The sequence below is a fragment of the Rahnella victoriana genome (assembly GCF_021276285.1).
GTDB classification, from domain to species: Bacteria; Pseudomonadota; Gammaproteobacteria; order Enterobacterales; family Enterobacteriaceae; genus Rahnella; species Rahnella victoriana.
In genome coordinates, this window is record NZ_CP089919.1 from 928,674 (window position 1) to 947,541 (window position 18,868).

Annotated in this window: 14 protein-coding genes; 3 read left to right on the forward strand and 11 right to left on the reverse strand. The window is 52.9% G+C overall.

The features are described from left to right. Positions 1 to 232: 232 nt before the first annotated feature. From carB to dapB, 3 genes are all read right to left on the reverse strand, one after another. On the reverse strand, positions 233 to 3,457 hold the full coding sequence (carB, locus tag J9880_RS04375) for a carbamoyl-phosphate synthase large subunit (protein ID WP_119822509.1): 3,225 nt from the start codon (positions 3,455 to 3,457) through the stop codon (positions 233 to 235). Between the two features lie 16 nt (positions 3,458 to 3,473). Next, positions 3,474 to 4,625: a glutamine-hydrolyzing carbamoyl-phosphate synthase small subunit gene (carA, locus tag J9880_RS04380; protein ID WP_119822508.1), complete on the reverse strand. Its 1,152-nt coding sequence runs from the start codon at positions 4,623 to 4,625 to the stop codon at positions 3,474 to 3,476. A gap of 477 nt (positions 4,626 to 5,102) precedes the next feature. After that, positions 5,103 to 5,924, reverse strand: coding sequence for a 4-hydroxy-tetrahydrodipicolinate reductase (dapB, locus tag J9880_RS04385; RefSeq protein ID WP_232770135.1), 822 nt, complete (start codon positions 5,922 to 5,924; stop codon positions 5,103 to 5,105). 689 nt (positions 5,925 to 6,613) lie between these two features. Between dapB and J9880_RS04390 the strand changes: the two genes are divergently transcribed. Beyond that, complete coding sequence (locus J9880_RS04390; protein ID WP_095924609.1) at positions 6,614 to 7,759, forward strand: porin; 1,146 nt, start codon at positions 6,614 to 6,616, stop codon at positions 7,757 to 7,759. A 160-nt stretch (positions 7,760 to 7,919) separates the two neighbouring features. After that, positions 7,920 to 8,795 carry an SMP-30/gluconolactonase/LRE family protein gene (locus J9880_RS04395; RefSeq protein ID WP_095924608.1) on the forward strand — a complete coding sequence of 292 codons (876 nt, stop codon included), beginning with the start codon at positions 7,920 to 7,922 and terminating at the stop codon, positions 8,793 to 8,795. Between the two features lie 66 nt (positions 8,796 to 8,861). On the opposite strand, the gene ispH is transcribed toward J9880_RS04395, so the two are convergent. From ispH to ribF, 5 genes are all read right to left on the reverse strand, one after another. After that, positions 8,862 to 9,815, reverse strand: coding sequence for a 4-hydroxy-3-methylbut-2-enyl diphosphate reductase (gene ispH, locus J9880_RS04400; protein WP_095924607.1), 954 nt, complete (start codon positions 9,813 to 9,815; stop codon positions 8,862 to 8,864). Next, positions 9,796 to 10,266 (reverse strand): FKBP-type peptidyl-prolyl cis-trans isomerase, encoded by a 471-nt coding sequence (fkpB, locus tag J9880_RS04405; RefSeq protein ID WP_047605761.1) that lies wholly within the window; start codon positions 10,264 to 10,266, stop codon positions 9,796 to 9,798. Before fkpB ends, ispH begins: the two co-directional genes overlap by 20 nt. Positions 10,267 to 10,271: 5 nt before the next feature. Continuing rightward, a complete protein-coding gene (gene lspA / locus J9880_RS04410; RefSeq protein WP_015698717.1) occupies positions 10,272 to 10,778 on the reverse strand; it encodes a signal peptidase II in 507 nt (168 codons plus the stop codon). Then, on the reverse strand, positions 10,778 to 13,594 hold the full coding sequence (gene ileS, locus J9880_RS04415) for an isoleucine--tRNA ligase (protein ID WP_133823198.1): 2,817 nt from the start codon (positions 13,592 to 13,594) through the stop codon (positions 10,778 to 10,780). Before ileS ends, lspA begins: the two co-directional genes overlap by 1 nt. A 61-nt stretch (positions 13,595 to 13,655) precedes the next feature. After that, positions 13,656 to 14,594, reverse strand: coding sequence for a bifunctional riboflavin kinase/FAD synthetase (gene ribF / locus J9880_RS04420; protein WP_119822504.1), 939 nt, complete (start codon positions 14,592 to 14,594; stop codon positions 13,656 to 13,658). A 439-nt stretch (positions 14,595 to 15,033) separates the two neighbouring features. Between ribF and rpsT the strand changes: the two genes are divergently transcribed. Then, positions 15,034 to 15,297, forward strand: a complete 264-nt coding sequence (gene rpsT / locus J9880_RS04425) for a 30S ribosomal protein S20 (RefSeq protein WP_013577064.1) — start codon at positions 15,034 to 15,036, stop codon at positions 15,295 to 15,297. Between the two features lie 72 nt (positions 15,298 to 15,369). On the opposite strand, the gene nhaR is transcribed toward rpsT, so the two are convergent. The 3 genes from nhaR to dnaJ all read right to left on the reverse strand — a co-directional run bounded on the left by nhaR (position 15,370) and on the right by dnaJ (position 18,835). Next, a complete protein-coding gene (nhaR, locus tag J9880_RS04430; protein WP_095924603.1) occupies positions 15,370 to 16,257 on the reverse strand; it encodes a transcriptional activator NhaR in 888 nt (295 codons plus the stop codon). 39 nt (positions 16,258 to 16,296) lie between these two features. Next, positions 16,297 to 17,472, reverse strand: a complete 1,176-nt coding sequence (nhaA, locus tag J9880_RS04435) for a Na+/H+ antiporter NhaA (RefSeq protein ID WP_095924602.1) — start codon at positions 17,470 to 17,472, stop codon at positions 16,297 to 16,299. A 229-nt stretch (positions 17,473 to 17,701) separates the two neighbouring features. After that, positions 17,702 to 18,835, reverse strand: coding sequence for a molecular chaperone DnaJ (gene dnaJ / locus J9880_RS04440; RefSeq protein WP_095924601.1), 1,134 nt, complete (start codon positions 18,833 to 18,835; stop codon positions 17,702 to 17,704). Positions 18,836 to 18,868 lie beyond the last annotated feature (33 nt).

Below are 18,868 nucleotides of genomic sequence, written 5' to 3' on the forward strand. Positions count from 1 at the left end.
CTTCAGCATACGCAATTTTGGGCTTTCTGGTAAAAAGTGCACGTGTTATCACCAAATAATTCGAATCGCAGGAAGGCGGCAAGTAAAGAAATACCGATGAGCTTACACAGGTAAGTCATTCGGGTGACTGAATGCAGCCAGCGCATTTGCGAAAGGAAGTATGACGGGCATAAAAAGAAAAGGCGCAGCTTCCGCCACGCCTTTTGCCGACTGTTACCGGTCGATTATGCCATTAGCCTTTGATTTTGGCGTGCATCTCCTGCACTGAGATCACCTGTTCAGTCGGGTCAGATGACAGCGCCATCGCCGTAGCGAAACCACCGTTCAGCGTGGTGTCGTAATGCACTTTGTATTGCAGTGCGCTGCGACGGATAAGCTTGGAGTCTTCAATCGCCTGACGTCCCGCCGTGGTGTTCACGATATACACATATTCACCGTTCTTGATACGGTCCTGAATATGCGGACGGCCTTCATGCACCTTGTTGACCAGACGCGGGTTTATCCCGGCTTCGCCCAGTACCACTGCGGTGCCGTGCGTCGCATCCAGCTCGAAACCGCGTTTCAGCAGTTTCGCGGCTAAATCCACCACGCGGCCTTTGTCGCCTTCACGAACCGACAACAGTGCGCGACCGGCTTTCTTCATACCGGAGTTGCTTCCCAGTTGCGCTTTGGCAAAGGCTTCGGCGAAAGTACGGCCCACGCCCATGACTTCACCGGTAGAGCGCATTTCCGGCCCCAGAATCGGGTCAACGCCAGGGAATTTGTTGAACGGCAGCACCACTTCTTTTACGGAGTAGTAAGGTGGGATCACTTCTTCGGTGATGCCCTGCTGCGCCAGAGTCTGCCCCGCCATCACGCGCGCCGCCACTTTCGCTAGCGCCACGCCGGTCGCCTTGGAGACGAACGGTACGGTACGCGCAGCACGCGGGTTGACTTCAATCAGGTAGACTTCGTTGTTCTTCACAGCGAACTGGACGTTCATCAGACCGCGAACACTCAGCTCAAAGGCCAGTTTCTCGACCTGCTGACGCATCACATCCTGAATTTCCTGGCTCAGCGTGTAGCAAGGCAGTGAACATGCGGAGTCACCGGAGTGCACGCCAGCTTGTTCGATGTGTTCCATGATGCCGCCAATCAGCACGCGCTCGCCGTCGCAGATGGCATCAACGTCAACTTCTACGGCGTCGTCAAGGAAGCGGTCCAGCAGCACCGGCGCATCGTTAGACACGCTGACGGCATTCTGGAAGTAACGACGCAGGTCGATTTCGTCGTAAACGATTTCCATCGCACGGCCGCCCAGCACATAAGAAGGACGCACCACCAGCGGATAACCGATACCCGCCGCTTTTTCGACAGCCTGTTCGATGGTCGCGACCGTGGCGTTTGCCGGTTGTTTCAGACCCAGACGGTTAACCGCCTGCTGGAAACGTTCACGGTCTTCGGCGCGGTCAATCGCATCCGGGCTGGTGCCGATAATCGGCACGCCAGCGGCTTCCAGTTCACGCGCCAGTTTCAGCGGAGTCTGGCCGCCATACTGAACAATCACGCCTTTCGGCTGTTCGATACGCACGATTTCCAGCACGTCTTCCAGCGTTACGGATTCAAAGTACAGACGGTCGGAAGTGTCGTAGTCGGTAGACACCGTTTCCGGGTTACAGTTAACCATGATGGTTTCGTAACCGTCTTCGCGCAGCGCCAGTGAGGCGTGTACGCAGCAATAATCGAACTCGATACCCTGACCGATACGGTTTGGACCGCCGCCCAGCACCATGATTTTTGGCTTGTCGTTGGTCGGGTTGGATTCGCACTCTTCTTCATACGTTGAATACATGTAGGCGGTATCGGTTGAGAATTCCGCCGCACAGGTATCCACACGTTTGTAGACCGGATGCAGGTTGTATTTGTGGCGCAGTTTGCGCACTTCGCTTTCTGAAACGCCGACCAGTTTCGCCAGACGGAGATCCGCGAAGCCTTTACGCTTGAGCATGCGCAGGTAATCGTGGGTGAGGATGTTGAAGCCGCCTTCGGCCACTTCATTTTCCAGTTTCACCAGTTCTTCAATCTGCACCAGGAACCAGCGGTCAACGTTGGTCAGGTTGAAGATTCCGTCAACCGACATACCGGCACGGAAGGCATCAGCGATGTACCAGATACGCTCGGCACCGGCTTCTTTCAGCTCGCGACGGATTTTGGTCAGTGCTTCAGGGTCATCCAGACTCACTTTCGGGTCGAAACCGCTCGCGCCCACTTCCAGACCGCGCAGGGCTTTTTGCAGAGATTCCTGCTGAGTGCGGCCAATCGCCATTACTTCGCCGACAGATTTCATCTGCGTGGTCAGACGGTCGTTGGCACCGGCAAATTTCTCGAAGTTGAAGCGAGGAATTTTGGTCACTACGTAGTCGATAGACGGTTCGAAAGAGGCCGGGGTTTTGCCGCCGGTGATGTCGTTCATCAGTTCATCGAGGGTGTAACCGACGGCCAGTTTCGCCGCCACTTTGGCAATCGGGAAACCGGTCGCTTTAGACGCCAGCGCGGAAGAACGTGATACGCGCGGGTTCATTTCGATAACGATCAGACGGCCGTTTTTCGGGTTCACCGAGAACTGGACGTTAGAGCCGCCGGTTTCTACGCCGATTTCACGCAGTACCGCCATCGAGGCGTTACGCATGATTTGATATTCTTTGTCGGTCAGGGTCTGCGCCGGGGCGACAGTGATGGAGTCACCGGTGTGAATGCCCATCGCATCGAAGTTTTCGATAGAGCAGACGATGATGCAGTTGTCGTTTTTATCACGCACCACTTCCATCTCGTACTCTTTCCAGCCAATCAGCGACTCATCAATCAGCAGCTCTTTGGTCGGGGAAAGATCCAGACCGCGTTCGCAAATCTCTTCAAACTCTTCACGGTTGTACGCGATACCGCCACCGGTGCCGCCCATGGTGAAGGAAGGACGAATGATGCACGGGAAGCCGACGTCAGCGGCAACCGCCAGCGCTTCTTCCATGGTGTGTGCGATACCGGAACGCGCGGTGTCCAGACCAATCTTTTTCATCGCCACGTCGAAACGGCGACGGTCTTCGGCTTTATCAATGGCGTCTGCGGTCGCGCCAATCATGGTCACGCCGAATTCTTCCAGCACGCCCTGACGTTCCAGTTCCAGCGCACAGTTCAGTGCGGTCTGGCCGCCCATGGTTGGCAGCACGGCGTCCGGACGTTCTTTCTCAATAATCTTGCGCACCACTTCCCAGTGAATTGGCTCGATATAGGTCGCGTCCGCCATTTCAGGGTCAGTCATGATGGTGGCCGGGTTGGAGTTCACCAGAATGACGCGGTAACCCTCTTCACGCAGCGCTTTACACGCCTGTGCACCGGAGTAGTCAAATTCACAAGCCTGGCCGATAACAATCGGGCCGGCGCCCAGAATCAGGATGCTTTTTATGTCTGTACGTTTTGGCATTTTTTATTCGCTCCTGTTATCTGGCGTTGTTTGTGCGAAAAGCTTCAATCAGTTCGATAAAGTGGTCAAACAGCGGTGCCGCATCGTGCGGGCCCGGGCTGGCTTCAGGGTGGCCCTGGAAGCTGAACGCCGCTTTATCGGTACGGTGGATACCCTGCACCGTATGGTCAAAAAGAGATTTGTGGGTCACGCGCAGGCTGGCTGGCAGGTCAGATTCATCCACCGCAAAGCCGTGGTTCTGTGCGGTGATCATCACGATATCTTTATCGAGATCTTTCACCGGGTGGTTACCGCCGTGGTGGCCGAGTTTCATTTTCACCGTCTTCGCGCCGCTGGCCAGTGCCAGTAACTGATGTCCGAGGCAGATGCCAAAGACCGGAATGTCGGTTTCCAGGAAAGTTTTGATGGCCGCGATAGCGTAGTCGCAAGGCTCCGGGTCGCCCGGTCCGTTGGACAGGAAGATGCCGTCCGGATTCATTTTCAGCACGTCTTCTGCCGGGGTCTGCGCCGGAACCACCGTCAGGCGGCAACCGCGATCCACCAGCATGCGCAGGATGTTGCGTTTCGCGCCGTAGTCATAAGCCACTACGTGGAATGGCAGGTCTTCAGCTTTCTTCACTTCAGGCAATTCGCCTTCCAGCGTCCAGCTTCCTTGTTGCCAGCTGTAAGATTCCGTCGTGGTCACTTCTTTCGCCAGATCCATGCCTTTCAGGCCCGGGAACGCTTTGGCTTTTTGCAGCGCCAGTTCAGCATCCGGTGAATCGCCCGCGATAATGCAGCCGTTCTGTGCGCCTTTTTCACGTAACAGACGGGTCAGTTTGCGGGTATCAATATCGGCGATGGCTACGATGTTATTGCGCTTGAGGTAATCAGAAAGGTTTTCTTCACTGCGGTAGTTGCTGGCAATCAGAGGTAAATCGCGAATGACCAGGCCCTGAGCGTGTACTGCGGAGGATTCTTCATCAGCGGCATTGGTGCCGACATTACCGATATGGGGATAAGTGAGAGTGACAATCTGGCGGGAATAGGAAGGATCAGTGAGGATTTCTTGATAACCGGTCATCGACGTATTGAAGACCACTTCCCCCACTGCCGACCCTTCTGCCCCGATGGCCCGACCGTGGAATTGGGTTCCGTCTTCCAGAACCAATAGCGCTGACTTTATCAAAGCATCCTCCAAGAATAATAAATCACAATATCTGCATATTAATTCAGATAACCCGATCTAAATCAATGCAAAAATCGCTCCCAAAGCCAATTTTTGGCAAATTGCGCGCATTCTAATGATGGCCGTCGGGTTTGTCTACCAAAAGCACCAATATTTCTCTGTTTTTTGCACCACTCAGCGAAAACGCGCGCTTACCGCCATAAAAAGACAGTCTAAGTAAGCATAGTAACCGTTTGCGGAACAGGATGTCTGAAAAATGACGAAGAAAGCGGATTTGTAACAAGACGGGGAAGTCGCGGCGTTCAAAAAACAAGCAACCCACACTTCATAATTGACGAAAAGAATGAAAAATACGGGTTACAGCTAAAAATAAACACCAGGACGATATTTTCAATAAAAAAGAGAAGGGCAATCAAGGAACTGCCCTTTTATCAAAAGATTATGATCAAAACAACCACATCACATCTAAACTATGGATTACAAATCATCTAAACCCAGCACATCCCGCATGTCATAAAGACCGCTTTTATGGGAAGAAAGCCATTTACCCGCACGAACAGCGCCATTTGCGAATGTCATGCGGCTGGAAGCCTTGTGAGTTATCTCAACACGCTCCCCGATATCTGCAAACATCGCGGTATGTTCCCCGACGATATCGCCTGCACGGATGGTGGCAAACCCAATGCTTTTTGGATCACGCTCACCGGTATGCCCTTCCCGTGCGTACACCGCGCAATCTTTCAGATCACGCCCTAAGGCATCGGCAATCGCTTCACCCATCGCGAGCGCAGTCCCTGATGGTGCATCAACTTTATGACGGTGGTGCGCTTCCACGATTTCAATATCTGTATAGTCGCCCATGACTTTGGCGGCTTTTTCCAGCAGCTTGAGGACCACATTCACGCCCACGCTGAAGTTGGCCGCGAAAACCACCGGGATCACCTCTGAAGCCTCTTTAATTGCGGCCTTCCCGGCGTCATCAAAGCCCGTAGTGCCGATAATCATGCCTTTATGGTGTTTCTGGCAAAATTCCAGATGCGCCAGTGTGCCTTCGGGACGGGTGAAGTCGATCAGAATATCGAAGTCATCCGCCACGGTTTCCAGATTGTCATGCACCGTTATGCCCGCTGAACCGACACCCGCCAGTTCGCCTGCATCGGCGCCCACTAAGGAAGAACCGGAACGTTCCAGCGCTGCGCCCAATACCACGCCTTCGGTATCAGTGACGGCCTGAATCAGCTGGCGGCCCATACGGCCACCGGCACCAACAATGGCCATGCGAATATCAGCGTTACTCATAATTACTCTCTTCTTATTGTGGTTCTGCCGTGAAACAGAATCAGGTTATCGACCCCGCAATCAGGGAGCCAGCGAAATTGCCTCATAATTAGAAAATTATGATACAGACCCGTTAATATCAGTAAAAGCCATCTGGTTTCAGGTTACGCAATCGATGATTTTGTGTTAACCGGTTGACGCAACTGGAACTGGTTAAGGAAAAACGGTCAAAAAGTCCTGAAAAACGCCCTTCGCATAATCATGCAATTTCATGCATAAGTCCCCGCTTAGCTACGCCCTTCATGCATCATGCCGCACGCCACTGATTTTACCACCGTCCCGCAGGGCACCCCCTGACAATATGTCTCACCGGATAAAAGCGATGATGAGCGCGCGAGACGAAACGCGTATTCCCTTCCCCCGATGAATGACAAATAAGCAGCGAACCGCGTATTTCTTAGATCTGAAACATTAAATTTTTATTATATGTAGTGAAATAATATTGATAAAACCAATGATTGTGGTAATAAATAGCAACCTAATTTTAACTGCCGAAATTTGATTTAACGACAGTAAAATAAGTAGCCTGGCTCCATAAGGCGCGTCTTCACCCTTACCAGACAGTCATCAGTAAGGGGAAAATAATAAATAGCTATCGCCAATTTTGTTGCTGGTTTTTTCCGATCAGTATATTGGCGCAGGGACTTAACATGAAATTCAAACTGAACAACGTCACGCAAGTGGCGACCGCAGGCCTGTTGTTTGGCTTAGCGTCTTTTGCTGCACACGCAGAAATCACCCTGATTAAACAAGATCCACAGCCTAACGATCCGCTGAGCCGCCTGAACTTCCAGGTCGGCGGCAGTATTCGTCCACAGTTCCAGTTCCAGAACGGCGTGAAAAACTACAAAACCAACGGTTTTGACGGCGGTACACGTTTCCGTTTCTCTGCTGATTATTATCTGTTTGATGACATCAGCTGGATCAACTACTACGAGTTGGGTGTCAATATTCCTGCCCTGACCGGCTGGGACAATCACCACGCCGATGGCGCGCATAACACCTCCCGCCGTATGCTTTACACCGGTCTGAAAAGCAAAACTTACGGCCAGTTGACCTTCGGTCAGCAAAACAGCGTGTATTACGATGTGGTCGGGGCGAAAACCGATATCTGGGATTACGACATGCTCGCTCAGGCACCGGGTAACGGTGTTAACGGCGACTACGACGGATCTTACCGTTCCCGTAAGATGCTGAAATACAAAAACACCTTCGGCGACGCGGATGTTTACGCTTCTTACCTGTTTGAAGACAGCGAACTGCTGACCGGCAAAAATGGCCTGCGTTACAAACGTAACGGCGGCGGTTCTGTCGGTGTGGATTACCACATCACCAAAGACCTGACATGGGGTACAGCGTACAACTACACCGACGCAGAAATGAGAAATCCGGGTGATAACACCTCGAAAGATTACAACCAGAGCATCGTCGGTACGGCGCTGAGCTGGAAACCAGGCAACTGGACAGCATCCTTCGGCGGCGGTTACTACCATGACTTCCTGACCACTGGCGTGAAAACCGAAGATCAGTTCTTCGCGGGCGACGCATACGGTCTGGAATACTTCCTGGGTTATACCTTCCCAATCAATCAGCTGGCAGTGAAAACCATTCAGCCATACTTCATGGGTGACCGTCTGAGCTACGTGACTGGCCGTGATTACCAGCGTATTGATAACGGTCTGGGTGTCTCCTTCCAGCTTGATTACGGCTTCCGTGTGGATTACGAACACGTGTTCACTTCCTCTACCGATAACCTCGGCGACATGAACCTGATCCGTCTGCGTTACGACTTCTAAGCCTTAACGACTGCACTTCCGGGGCCAGCTTTACGTCTTATTGACGGGCTGGCCCTTTCTTTTTACGCCATTTCTTCTATCCTCCGCGACCAAAGCCAGACTAGACTGAATACAGACTGTTTTCGCTATATCCATTTTGTAACCGCAGGAGAGCTTTGCGATGTCAGCATTTTTCCGGTCCGACATAACAGCCATTGGCGACTATCGAGCCGAATTGGGTGAAACCCCCGTCTGGTGCCAGCGCACACAATCTTTGCTTTGGGTCGATATTCTGGCTCAGCGTGTTTTGCGTTACTGGCCCGATACCAGGCAAACTGAAATTCATGAGCTTCCCGCGCTGACCAGCGCCGTGTTGCTGACGGAAAAGAGAAATCAGTTTCTGCTGGTGTCCGTCGACGGGATCCATCTCTACGATTACTCACAGAAAAGCCGCCAGAAGCTCTGCGATTATCCGGGTGCGGAAGGTACGCGTCCGAACGAGGCCGCCATCGCGCCCGACGGTTCACTGTGGTTTGGTACGCTGGATATAAAAGAAGAAAAAGATAACGGAGAATGGTTCCGCTATGAAGCGGGGGCTGAAAAGCCCGAGATGATGCTCGATAAGGTCGGCTGCACGAATACGCTGGTCTGGTATGAAGGCAAAGTCTGGTTCGCCGACAGCAAGAAAAAACGTTTCTTTTCTGCCAACGCCCGCAGGATCAATCCGCTGAAAATATCCTGTTTTTCTTCCGGTGATAAGATCCCTGACGGTTCCGCACTGGCTCAGAATGGCTGGCTGATCACCGCCTGCTGGGGCTCGAAATGTCTGCTCCGTCAGCAGATCAATCAGGGCGAATTACTGACCCTGGATACGCTGCCGGTGCCGGTCACGCAACCGAGCTGCTGCACCTTTGGCGGCCCGGACATGACGGAGTTATTCATCACCTCGGCACGTAAGAACCTCGATGCGCCACATGCGCTGGAGGGGGCGTTGCTGCACGTCGACACCACGACGGTCGGTGCGCCGCAAAATTTATTCAAATTTGAGATTCATTAATTCTGCCAACACGCAGGCACAAAAAAACCGGCTACAGTGAGCCGGTTTTTCATTTTGAGTCAGCCATCAGTCGATCTGTTTTACATCTACGCGCAGCTCTTTCGGCACTTCGAACACGATATTTTCCTCGCGTCCTTCAATGTTGATCACATCAAGGCCACCGAATGTTTTCAGCTTGCTGATCACGTCCTGCACCAGAATATCCGGTGCGGATGCGCCTGCCGTCACGCCAATGCTTTTCGCATCTTTCAGCCAGCTTTCCTGAATATCTGCCGCAGAGTCAATCAGATAGGAAGGCACGCCGACACGTTGCGCCAGTTCGGCCAGACGGTTGGAGTTCGAGGAGTTCTTCGAACCGACCACCAGCACGACATCCGCGCCATCAGCCAGCGTACGCACGGCTTCCTGACGGTTGGTCGTCGCGTAGCAAATATCGTCTTTACGCGGCCCGATGATTTTCGGGAAGCGATCGCGCAGCGCATCAATCACCGCAGACGTATCATCAACCGACAGTGTCGTTTGCGTCATAAAACACAGGTTGTTTTCATCTTTGACCTGCAATTTATACACATCTTCAGGCCCTTCAACCAGATACATGCCGCCTTTCGGGTTGCTGTACTGCCCCATGGTGCCTTCGACTTCCGGGTGCCCGGCGTGACCAATCAGAATCGCTTCCGTGCCTTTACGGCTGGCACGGGCCACTTCCATATGCACTTTGGTCACCAGCGGACAGGTCGCGTCAAACAACATGGTCAGATCACGCGCTTTGGCTTCCGCGCGCACCGCCTGAGAGACACCGTGAGCCGAGAAAATCAGAATCGAGCCATCAGGCACTTCGCTGATTTGCTCAATGAAAACAGCACCGCGCTGGCGGAGACTGTCAACCACATAGCGGTTATGTACCACTTCATGGCGAACGTAGATAGGTGCGCCGTACAGCTCCAGCGCACGTTCTACAATACTGATTGCGCGGTCAACGCCCGCACAAAACCCTCGCGGATTAGCCAGCAATATCTGCATGTTTCCCCTCAAGCTCCGGGTCAATTTCCAGCACTTCAATATCGAAATCGATATGTTGCCCTGCCAGCGGATGGTTGAAATCTACAGTGATGGAATCTTCTGTCACTTCACGGACGACGCCCGGCATTTCGCTGCCATCACGACCGCTGAACAACATGATGGTGCCGACATCCGGCACCCCAGTTTCCTGAAAATCACGACGGGAGAAGAACTGAACCAGATCCGGGCTTTTGCTACCGAATGCCGATTCAGGGGCTAACGTGAATGCCCGTTTATCCCCGACGCTCAGCCCTAACAGCTGATTTTCCAGCGCGTCAGACAAGCTGCTGTCGCCAAGGCGAAACAGTGCAGGTTTGCCATTGGCGCGGGTTGATTCCGCCGTCGAGCCATCTTCCAGCTTCAACGTAAAATGCACCAGTACAGCGCTGTCGTGTTTCACCTGTTGAGACATAAACCTTATCCTTTACTCTTTGTGGCTTCAGAGGGTTTTGCCAGAAAACCTTCCAGCACCACCATGGCTGCGCCGACACAGATAAAGCTGTCGGCCAGATTGAACGTCGCAAAATGCCAGTTACCGACATAAAAATCGATAAAGTCGACCACAAAGCCGTGATACAAGCGGTCAAACAAGTTGCCCAGCGCACCGCCGATAATCATCGCAAACGCGATGTTATTGAGCTTTTGCTTCGCGCTGCCGCGATACATCAGCACGACCAGCGCCACGACGATCACCAGCGCGATTAACGCGAAGAACCAGCGCTGCCAGCCGCCTTTGTCTGCCAGGAAACTGAACGCAGCACCGTGGTTCTGGGCGTAGAACAGATTCAGATACGGGATCAAAGGCATAGATTCACCGAGCTGGAAGTTTCCCATAATGAGAAACTTACTGCCGAGATCCACGATAATGACCACGACCGCCAGCCAGAGCCAGCGGAGTCCGGTGGAACAAATCGATTTACTCATTATGCAAACTTACGCTCTTCGCCGTCGCCAGCAATGTTAGTGACACAACGGCCGCAGATATCGCTGTGTTCCGCGTTCTGGCCGACATCGGTAGTGTAATGCCAGCAGCGCGGGCACTTGTCGCCTTCTGCTTTCGCCAGACCAATCTTCAGGCCTTTCAGCAATTCACTCGACTGAGCCGCGTCATCCGCATCACTCAGTGCGGCAACTTTCGCCCCTGACGTCAGCAGCACAAAGCGCAGTTCATTGCCCAGAGAACGCAGGTCTGTTGCCAGCGCATCATCAGCAAACAGCGTGACCGCTGCTTCCAGAGAACCGCCCAGACGTTTATCCGCACGCGCCTGTTCGATCACTTTGTTCACTTCGCCACGCACTTTCAGCAGTTCATCCCAGAACGCATCGTTCATGGATTCGTTGCCTGCGAGACTGAACAGACCATCGTACCACTCTTCAGTGAAGACGAATTTCTCACGGCTTCCCGGCAGTTCCGCCCAGATTTCATCGGCTGTGAACGACATGATCGGTGCCATCCAGCGAACCAGCGCTTCACTGATGTGATACAGCGCGGTCTGACAGCTGCGACGTGCAACGCTGTCGCTTTTCGCGGTGTACTGACGATCTTTAATGATATCCAGATAGAAGGAACCCATTTCGATCGAGCAGAACTGCATCAGACGCTGAACAACGCCATGGAAATCATAGGCTTCATACGCAGCAATGATTTCTTCCTGAGCGGCTTTCGCACGGCCAACCGCCCAGCGATCCAGCACCACCATGTCCTCCGGAGCCACGCTGTGCAGCGCCGGATCGAAACCGTTAAGGTTCGCCAGCAGGAAGCGTGCGGTGTTACGGATACGGCGGTAAGAATCAGCAGCACGTTTGAGGATTTCGTCGGACACGGCGATTTCGCCAGTGTAATCCGTCGACGCGACCCACAGACGCAGAATGTCGCCACCCAGCTTGTTCATCACGTCTTGCGGCGCGATGGTATTGCCGATGGATTTAGACATTTTGCGGCCCTGACCATCCACGGTGAAACCGTGAGTCAGCACTTGTTTGTAAGGCGCTTTGCCTTTCATTGCCGTCGAAATCATCAGGGAAGACATGAACCAGCCGCGATGCTGGTCAGAACCTTCCAGATACAGATCAGGAGAATGCCCGTTGAACTCAGGACGCACATCCACAACGGAAGAATGCGTTGAACCGGAGTCAAACCAGACGTCCAGCGTGTCCGGTACTTTGACGTAATCTGCGGCGTCTGCACCCAGAATGTCTTCCGGATTCAGATCCCACCACGCCTGAATGCCATCCACCTCAACACGTTTCGCCACTTCTTCCATCAGCTCAAGGCTGCGCGGATGCAGCTGCTCAGTGTCTTTGTGAACGAACAGAGACATCGGCACGCCCCAGGTACGCTGACGGGAGATACACCAGTCAGGACGGTTAGCGACCATGTTTTCGATACGTGCCTGACCCCAGTCCGGGATCCACTGCACGCCTTTGATCTCTTCCAGCGACTGCTGACGCAGGCCTTTCTGATCCATGCTGATGAACCATTGCGGCGTCGCGCGGAAGATGATTGGCGTTTTGTGGCGCCAGCAGCAAGGATAGCTGTGCGTGATTTTCTCAACGTGCAGCAATGCGCCTTTTTCACGCAGCAACTCAACGATCAGGTCGTTGGCTTTAAAGACAAATTTACCGTCCAGCGTCGGGTAAGTGCCCGGCAGGTAGCAACCGTTCGGCCCTACCGGATTCGCCACTTCCAGACCGTATTTCTGGCCGATAACAAAGTCGTCAGGGCCGTGGCCTGGTGCGGTATGCACGGCACCGGTACCCGCATCGAGCGTCACGTGATCGCCCAGGATCGCCGGAACGTCGAAACCGAGGAACGGGTGTTTGAAGCGCAGCAGTTCGAGGTCTGCGCCTTTGCACTCGCCCAGAACGGTCCATCCGGCAATACCGGCACGTTTCATGACGCTTTCAACCAGATCGGTTGCCAGGATCAGACACTGACCTTCGACCTGAACCAGCTGATAAGCAAACTCAGGATTCAGTGAAATGGCGCGGTTAGCGGGCATAGTCCACGGTGTTGTGGTCCAGATAACCAGCGAGATCGGGCCATTAAAGGCAGTAACGCCAAATTTCGCTGCCACGGCTGCGGCATCCGTCGCGTTGAACGCCACATCAATAGAAGGCGAGGCTTTGTCGTAATATTCGACTTCGGCTTCGGCCAGCGACGAACCGCAATCTGTACACCAGTGCACCGGCTTGGCGCCTTTATGCAGGTGGCCGTTACCGATGATTTTGCCCAGCGCACGGATGATGTTGGCTTCGGTTTTGAAATCCATCGTCAGGTACGGATGATCCCAGTCGCCCAGCACGCCCAGACGGATGAAGTCTTTCTTCTGGCCTTCAACCTGTTCTGCGGCATATTTACGGCAGGCTTCACGGAATTCCGCCGCCGTGACTTTCTCGCCCGGCTTACCGATCAGTTGTTCGACTTTCAGCTCGATCGGCAGACCATGACAATCCCAGCCCGGCACATACGGCGCATCAAAGCCCGCAAGTCCTTTGGACTTGATAATCATGTCTTTAAGAATTTTGTTTACTGAGTGACCAATATGAATGCTGCCGTTCGCATACGGAGGGCCGTCATGCAAAATAAAGGTTTTTTTGCCTTTCTTGGCAGCACGAATAATCCCGTACAGATCCTGGTCATACCAATTTTTCAGCATGTCAGGTTCACGCTTGGCCAGATCGCCACGCATCGGGAACCCTGTTTCCGGCAAATTCAGGGTGTTCTTGTAGTCACTCATAGATTCTCGGTTCCGTTTTCGGCTGGATTCCAGGCGTTGTGACACGCCTGTCAGTACATGTTTAGCGTAGTGTCTTTAACCCGAAGAACTCACGGGCCGTCACTTCATCGTTCGCAATTTGTTGCTTTAAAGCATCAAGCGAGGAGAAACGCTGTTCGTTGCGCAATTTCGCGCGGAGCACCACATCAATGTGGCGCCCGTATAAATCTAATGTGGTGTCGAGAAGGTGCACTTCCAACTGCTTGCGCACGCCACCGACCGTCGGACGTATTCCAATATTGGCCACGCCCGGCAGAGGTTCAGGTCCGAGCCCTAACACATCCACCGCATACACGCCGCGCACCGGCGACACGACCCGCTTCAACGGCACGTTCGCCGTCGGGAAGCCAATGGTACGCCCCAGCTTATCGCCGTGTACGACACGGCCTGAGATGCTGAACGGGTGACCGAGTAAATTCGCGGCCAGCGCTAAGTCATCATCGCGCAACGCATTACGGATCGCGGTGCTGCTGATGCGGTTCCCGCCTTCCCGGAAAGTTTGCGTGCTGATCACTTCGAAGCCGTATTCTTCACCGGCTTTCTGTAATAGCTCAAAATCCCCAAGACGACTGGCACCAAAGCGGAAATCATCCCCGACCGTCAGGAATTTGACGCCCAGTTTTTCCACCAGCAGTTGCGAGATAAACGCCTGCGCCATGTGTGCCGCGAAACGTGGCTCGAAACGGACACATAAAAGGTAATCAACCCCGCACTCCGCCAGATATTTGGCTTTGTCGCGTAAACTGGTTAAACGTGCAGGTGCTTTATCACCGGCAAACAGTTCCAGAGGTTGTGGCTCAAAAATCATGACCATCACCGGCAGTCCCAGACGTTGACCTTCCAGCTTCAGCTGTTCAATCAGGGCCTGATGACCACGGTGTACACCATCAAAATTGCCAATAGTCAGCACACATCCATGATGACGTGCTCGAATATTGTGTATTCCGCGAATTAGCTCCATAGCTGGCTCAAATCCAATGCTGACTCATAACGATGGAAATCGGCGGATTATACCTTGTACAGCCTCCAAGGTTAACCAGCGATTAGCAGGATCACACCATTCTCTCTTGCATACGGCAGATATTGCGGTTCAAATGGCGGCGTGGCGATGAAAATCTTTCGTTGCATACAGGGAATGCGTGACTTTTCGCATAAACAAAGCGTTAATGGCCGTAGTGGGCAGTTTGTACACTCTCCTGTCGATTTTTCTCGCGAAAGACTGTATTCCGATGCCGGAAGCTGTTAAAATCCTGCGCCATCACAACGTAACAAGCGACGAGTAAAGTTCACTCTTTAAAACGCCGCTTATTTGCACAAATCCGTTGACAAAAGAAGACCGAAAAGGCATATTCCTCGGCCTTTGAATTGTTCATCAATAGAAAAATATTTGGGAGTTGGCCTTGGCTAATATCAAATCAGCTAAGAAACGCGCCGTACAGTCAGAAAAACGCCGTAAGCACAACGCGAGCCGTCGTTCTATGATGCGTACCTTTATCAAGAAGGTATACGCGGCTATTGCAGCAGGCGACAAAGCTGCTGCACAAAACGCATTTAACGAAATGCAACCAATCGTGGACCGTCAGTCTTGCAAAGGCCTGATCCACAAAAACAAAGCAGCGCGTCATAAGTCAAACCTGACTGCGCAAATCAACGCAATGCAATAATCGCATTACGCTGAAATGCTTGATAAAAAAACCGGCTCACGCCGGTTTTTTTATATCTGAAATTCAGGCGGGTTATTCAAACAACGCCGAAAAGTCGGTATGACAAATCTGCTGTACTGAAGGATGCTGAATCATTCTCTCAGCAAAAATGACGTAATACTCTTCCATGATCCCTTCTACACGCCCGACTTCCTCAATTTTCTCATCCTGAAATTCTGTTGAAGAATAGATCGCCGGTGCGACAAAAATCGCGTCGTTGTTCATTCCGAATGCTTTCATCAACGCAGCATCATCAAACTCGCCCAGAATGTTTACCTTCAGTCCCTGGGTATTAAACCAGTTCAGCAATTTGCGGCCGAGCATTGAACGGCGACCGGGGATCAGCAAAGGACGCTGTTCCAGACAGGCAGGAAAATCCACACCTGTCGGCGGAGTACAGCAGAAGAAGCTTATCGGGCTTTCACCCAGTTTTACCGAGAACAGCCCCTCCTGCTGGGTGGAATCCACCGGGCAGTCAGACAAAATCATATCCAGTTTATGCAGGCTCAGTTGTTCGAGCAGCATTTCGTGCGTCGATTCAAAACAGCGCAGGTGAATTTGCGCATTGTCCGGCACCGCCGCTTCCAGTACCCGGCTGACCAGTCGTTTGGATAACGCATCCGCCACGCCCACATCAAACAGCAGACTCGACTCTTTGCGGTAATTCACGATATCCAGCATTTCCTGGCTGAGCGTAAACATCTTATCGGCATAACGGTAAATCAGTTGTCCCAATTCAGAAGGCACCAGACCGCGCCCCTGACGCTTAAACAGTTTGCCGCCCAGCCTTTCTTCCAGCGATTTAATCTGCCCGGTGATGGTCTGCGGAGTCAGATACAACGCCTCTGCGGCTCCCACAACAGAACCTGATTTACACACGTGCCAGAAATAATACAAATGGTTGTAATTAATATGAGGCATGCTTTCATCCTTTCCTGAAGTATCGAACCCACCTGACGATTATCGGGTGATTTTCTTCGGTAATGCGCGACTCAGTAACAGGTAACCCAATACGGCTGACGCCACCGACCCCATCAGGATGCCCATTTTCGCGTACGTCAGCAGTGCCGCATCCAGCTCAGCAAACGCCAGTGAACCGATGAAAATCGACATGGTAAAACCAATACCGCACAGCACGGAGACCGCAGCGATCTGGCTAAACGTAATGCCGGATGGCAAACGGGTAATCCCGGATTTCAATGCCAGACCCCCGAACAAAATGATGCCCAGTGGTTTGCCCAGCAGAAGCCCCGCTGCGATGCCCATCGGTAACAAAGAAAATGCACCGGCAGCCGTTGCGCCCTGCAACGAAATTCCCGCATTGGCGAATGCAAACATTGGCAAAATAAACCAGGCCACATACGGATGGATCCCGTGCTCCAGACGGCGCGCAGGTGAAGCCTTATTGCTCCGGGTATTTAGCGGGATCAGGAAGCCGAGGATCACACCGGCTAATGTCGCGTGAATACCTGACTTCAGCACACAGACCCAGAATACCGCGCCAACCAGCAGGTAAGGCGTCAGCTTTGTCACGCCACGCCAGTTCAGTAACGCCAGCACCGCGATGCACGCCGCTGACAGTCCCAGCGCCATCATCGATACATCGTGGCTGTAAAAAAGCGCGATGATCACAATCGCACCCAGATCATCAATAATGGCCAGCGCCAGCAGGAACACTTTCAGGCCGGTCGGCACGCGGGAACCCAGCAAAGCCATCACACCCAGCGCAAATGCAATATCCGTTGCGGCCGGAATCGCCCAACCCTGACGTGCAATCTCATCGCCGCCGTTAAACAGTAAATAAATTAAGGCCGGAACCACCATGCCGCCGAGCGCAGCAATCGCCGGAAACATCGCCTGCTCGCGGTTCGCCAGTGCGCCTTCGCACAACTCACGTTTCACTTCGAGGCCGATCATCAGAAAGAACACCGCCATCAGGCCGTCGTTAATCCACAGCAACAGCGGTTTGTCGATCAGCAACTCAGAGAAACGCAGCGTGACCGGGATATCCAGAAACGCCTGATAGGCGCCCTGCAACGGGCTGTTCGCCATCACCAGCGCGATAACAGCGGCAACGATCAGGACGATACCGCCCGCCGCTTCCATACGTAAAAACTGACGGATTACATTCGGCATTCTGACTCTCCTGTAGAAAAAACCGTGGCGCAAAAAGGATTGCCACAATGGAATGCGAATTGTACGCAGCTCATCACTTCGTAAAAAGTCGATTATTTCTGCAGTATACCTCGGTTTTTACGAATCATTTATTTTAAACACTGACTTAAAATCCCATAAAAAAATCCCCGGAGCGTGAACCGCTGCCGGGGATTTCATCTGGCTTTCCACCGCTGTATTCAGCGAAGGATTAGCGGGTCAGATCATCAAAGAACTTTTTCACGCCATCCAGGAAGCTTTTAGAGCGCGGGCTGTTTTTTTCACCAGACACGCCACCAAAACTTTCTTCCAGATCACGCAACAGCTGTTTCTGTTTTTCGCTCAGGCTGACCGGCGTTTCCACGACCACACGGCACATTAAATCGCCCTGCACACCGCCACGAACAGATTTCACACCGCGTCCGCGCATACGGAACATCTTACCCGTTTGCGTTTCAGCCGGAATTTTCAGGTTCACGCGGCCATCCAGCGTTGGCACTTCGATTTCGCCGCCTAAAGCTGCCATGGCGAAATTGATCGGCACTTCGCAGTACAGGTTATTGCCTTCACGCTCAAAGATTTTGTGCGCTTTGACCTGAACCTGAACGTACAGATCGCCTGACGGAGCGCCATGCTCACCGGCTTCGCCTTCACCTTCCAGACGAATACGGTCGCCGGTATCCACACCCGCAGGAATTTTCACCGACAACGTTTTAGAACGTTCTACACGGCCATGACCATGACATTTGTTGCACGGGTCTTTAATGACTTTCCCGCGTCCCTGACAGGTCGGACACGCCTGTTGCACCGTGAAGAAGCCCTGACGCATCTGCACCTGACCCGCACCGTGACAGGTCGGACAGGTGGTCGGAGAGCTACCCGCTTTCGCGCCGCTGCCGTGGCAGACGTCACATTCATCCAGCGTCGGGATGCGGATCTCTTTGGTGACACCACGAACGGCCTCTTCCAGAGTCAGATCCATGTTGTAACGCAGGTCTGAACCCCGGCTGGCACGCTGACGGCGACCGCCGCCAAAGATGTCGCCAAAGACGTCACCAAAGATGTCGCTGAAATCTGCACCGCCGCCGTAACCACCGCCGCCACCGCCCATGCCACCCTGTTCAAAGGCTGCATGACCGTACTGGTCGTAGGCCGCACGCTTTTGCGCATCGGTCAGAATTTCATAAGCTTCTTTAATTTCTTTGAATTTGCTTTCAGATTCTTTATCGCCCTGATTTCGGTCAGGGTGATGTTTCATCGCCAGGCGCTTATAAGCCTTTTTGATTTCACGCTCATCCGCTGTTTTGGATACGCCTAAAATCTCGTAATAATCTTGCTTCGCCATGCTTTAACCTACCCTCAACATGCGTGCACGGGC

Bases quoted from the DNA above. Each gene is read 5' to 3' on its own strand.
- carB (WP_119822509.1), bottom strand. From the start codon at position 3,457: ATGCCAAAACGTACAGACATAAAAAGCATCCTGATTCTGGGCGCCGGC.
- dapB (WP_232770135.1), bottom strand. From the start codon at position 5,924: ATGAGTAACGCTGATATTCGCATGGCCATTGTTGGTGCCGGTGGCCGT.
- J9880_RS04390 (WP_095924609.1), top strand. From the start codon at position 6,614: ATGAAATTCAAACTGAACAACGTCACGCAAGTGGCGACCGCAGGCCTG.
- J9880_RS04395 (WP_095924608.1), top strand. From the start codon at position 7,920: ATGTCAGCATTTTTCCGGTCCGACATAACAGCCATTGGCGACTATCGA.
- ispH (WP_095924607.1), bottom strand. From the start codon at position 9,815: ATGCAGATATTGCTGGCTAATCCGCGAGGGTTTTGTGCGGGCGTTGAC.
- fkpB (WP_047605761.1), bottom strand. From the start codon at position 10,266: ATGTCTCAACAGGTGAAACACGACAGCGCTGTACTGGTGCATTTTACG.
- lspA (WP_015698717.1), bottom strand. From the start codon at position 10,778: ATGAGTAAATCGATTTGTTCCACCGGACTCCGCTGGCTCTGGCTGGCG.
- ileS (WP_133823198.1), bottom strand. From the start codon at position 13,594: ATGAGTGACTACAAGAACACCCTGAATTTGCCGGAAACAGGGTTCCCG.
- ribF (WP_119822504.1), bottom strand. From the start codon at position 14,594: ATGGAGCTAATTCGCGGAATACACAATATTCGAGCACGTCATCATGGA.
- nhaR (WP_095924603.1), bottom strand. From the start codon at position 16,257: ATGCCTCATATTAATTACAACCATTTGTATTATTTCTGGCACGTGTGT.
- nhaA (WP_095924602.1), bottom strand. From the start codon at position 17,472: ATGCCGAATGTAATCCGTCAGTTTTTACGTATGGAAGCGGCGGGCGGT.
- dnaJ (WP_095924601.1), bottom strand. From the start codon at position 18,835: ATGGCGAAGCAAGATTATTACGAGATTTTAGGCGTATCCAAAACAGCG.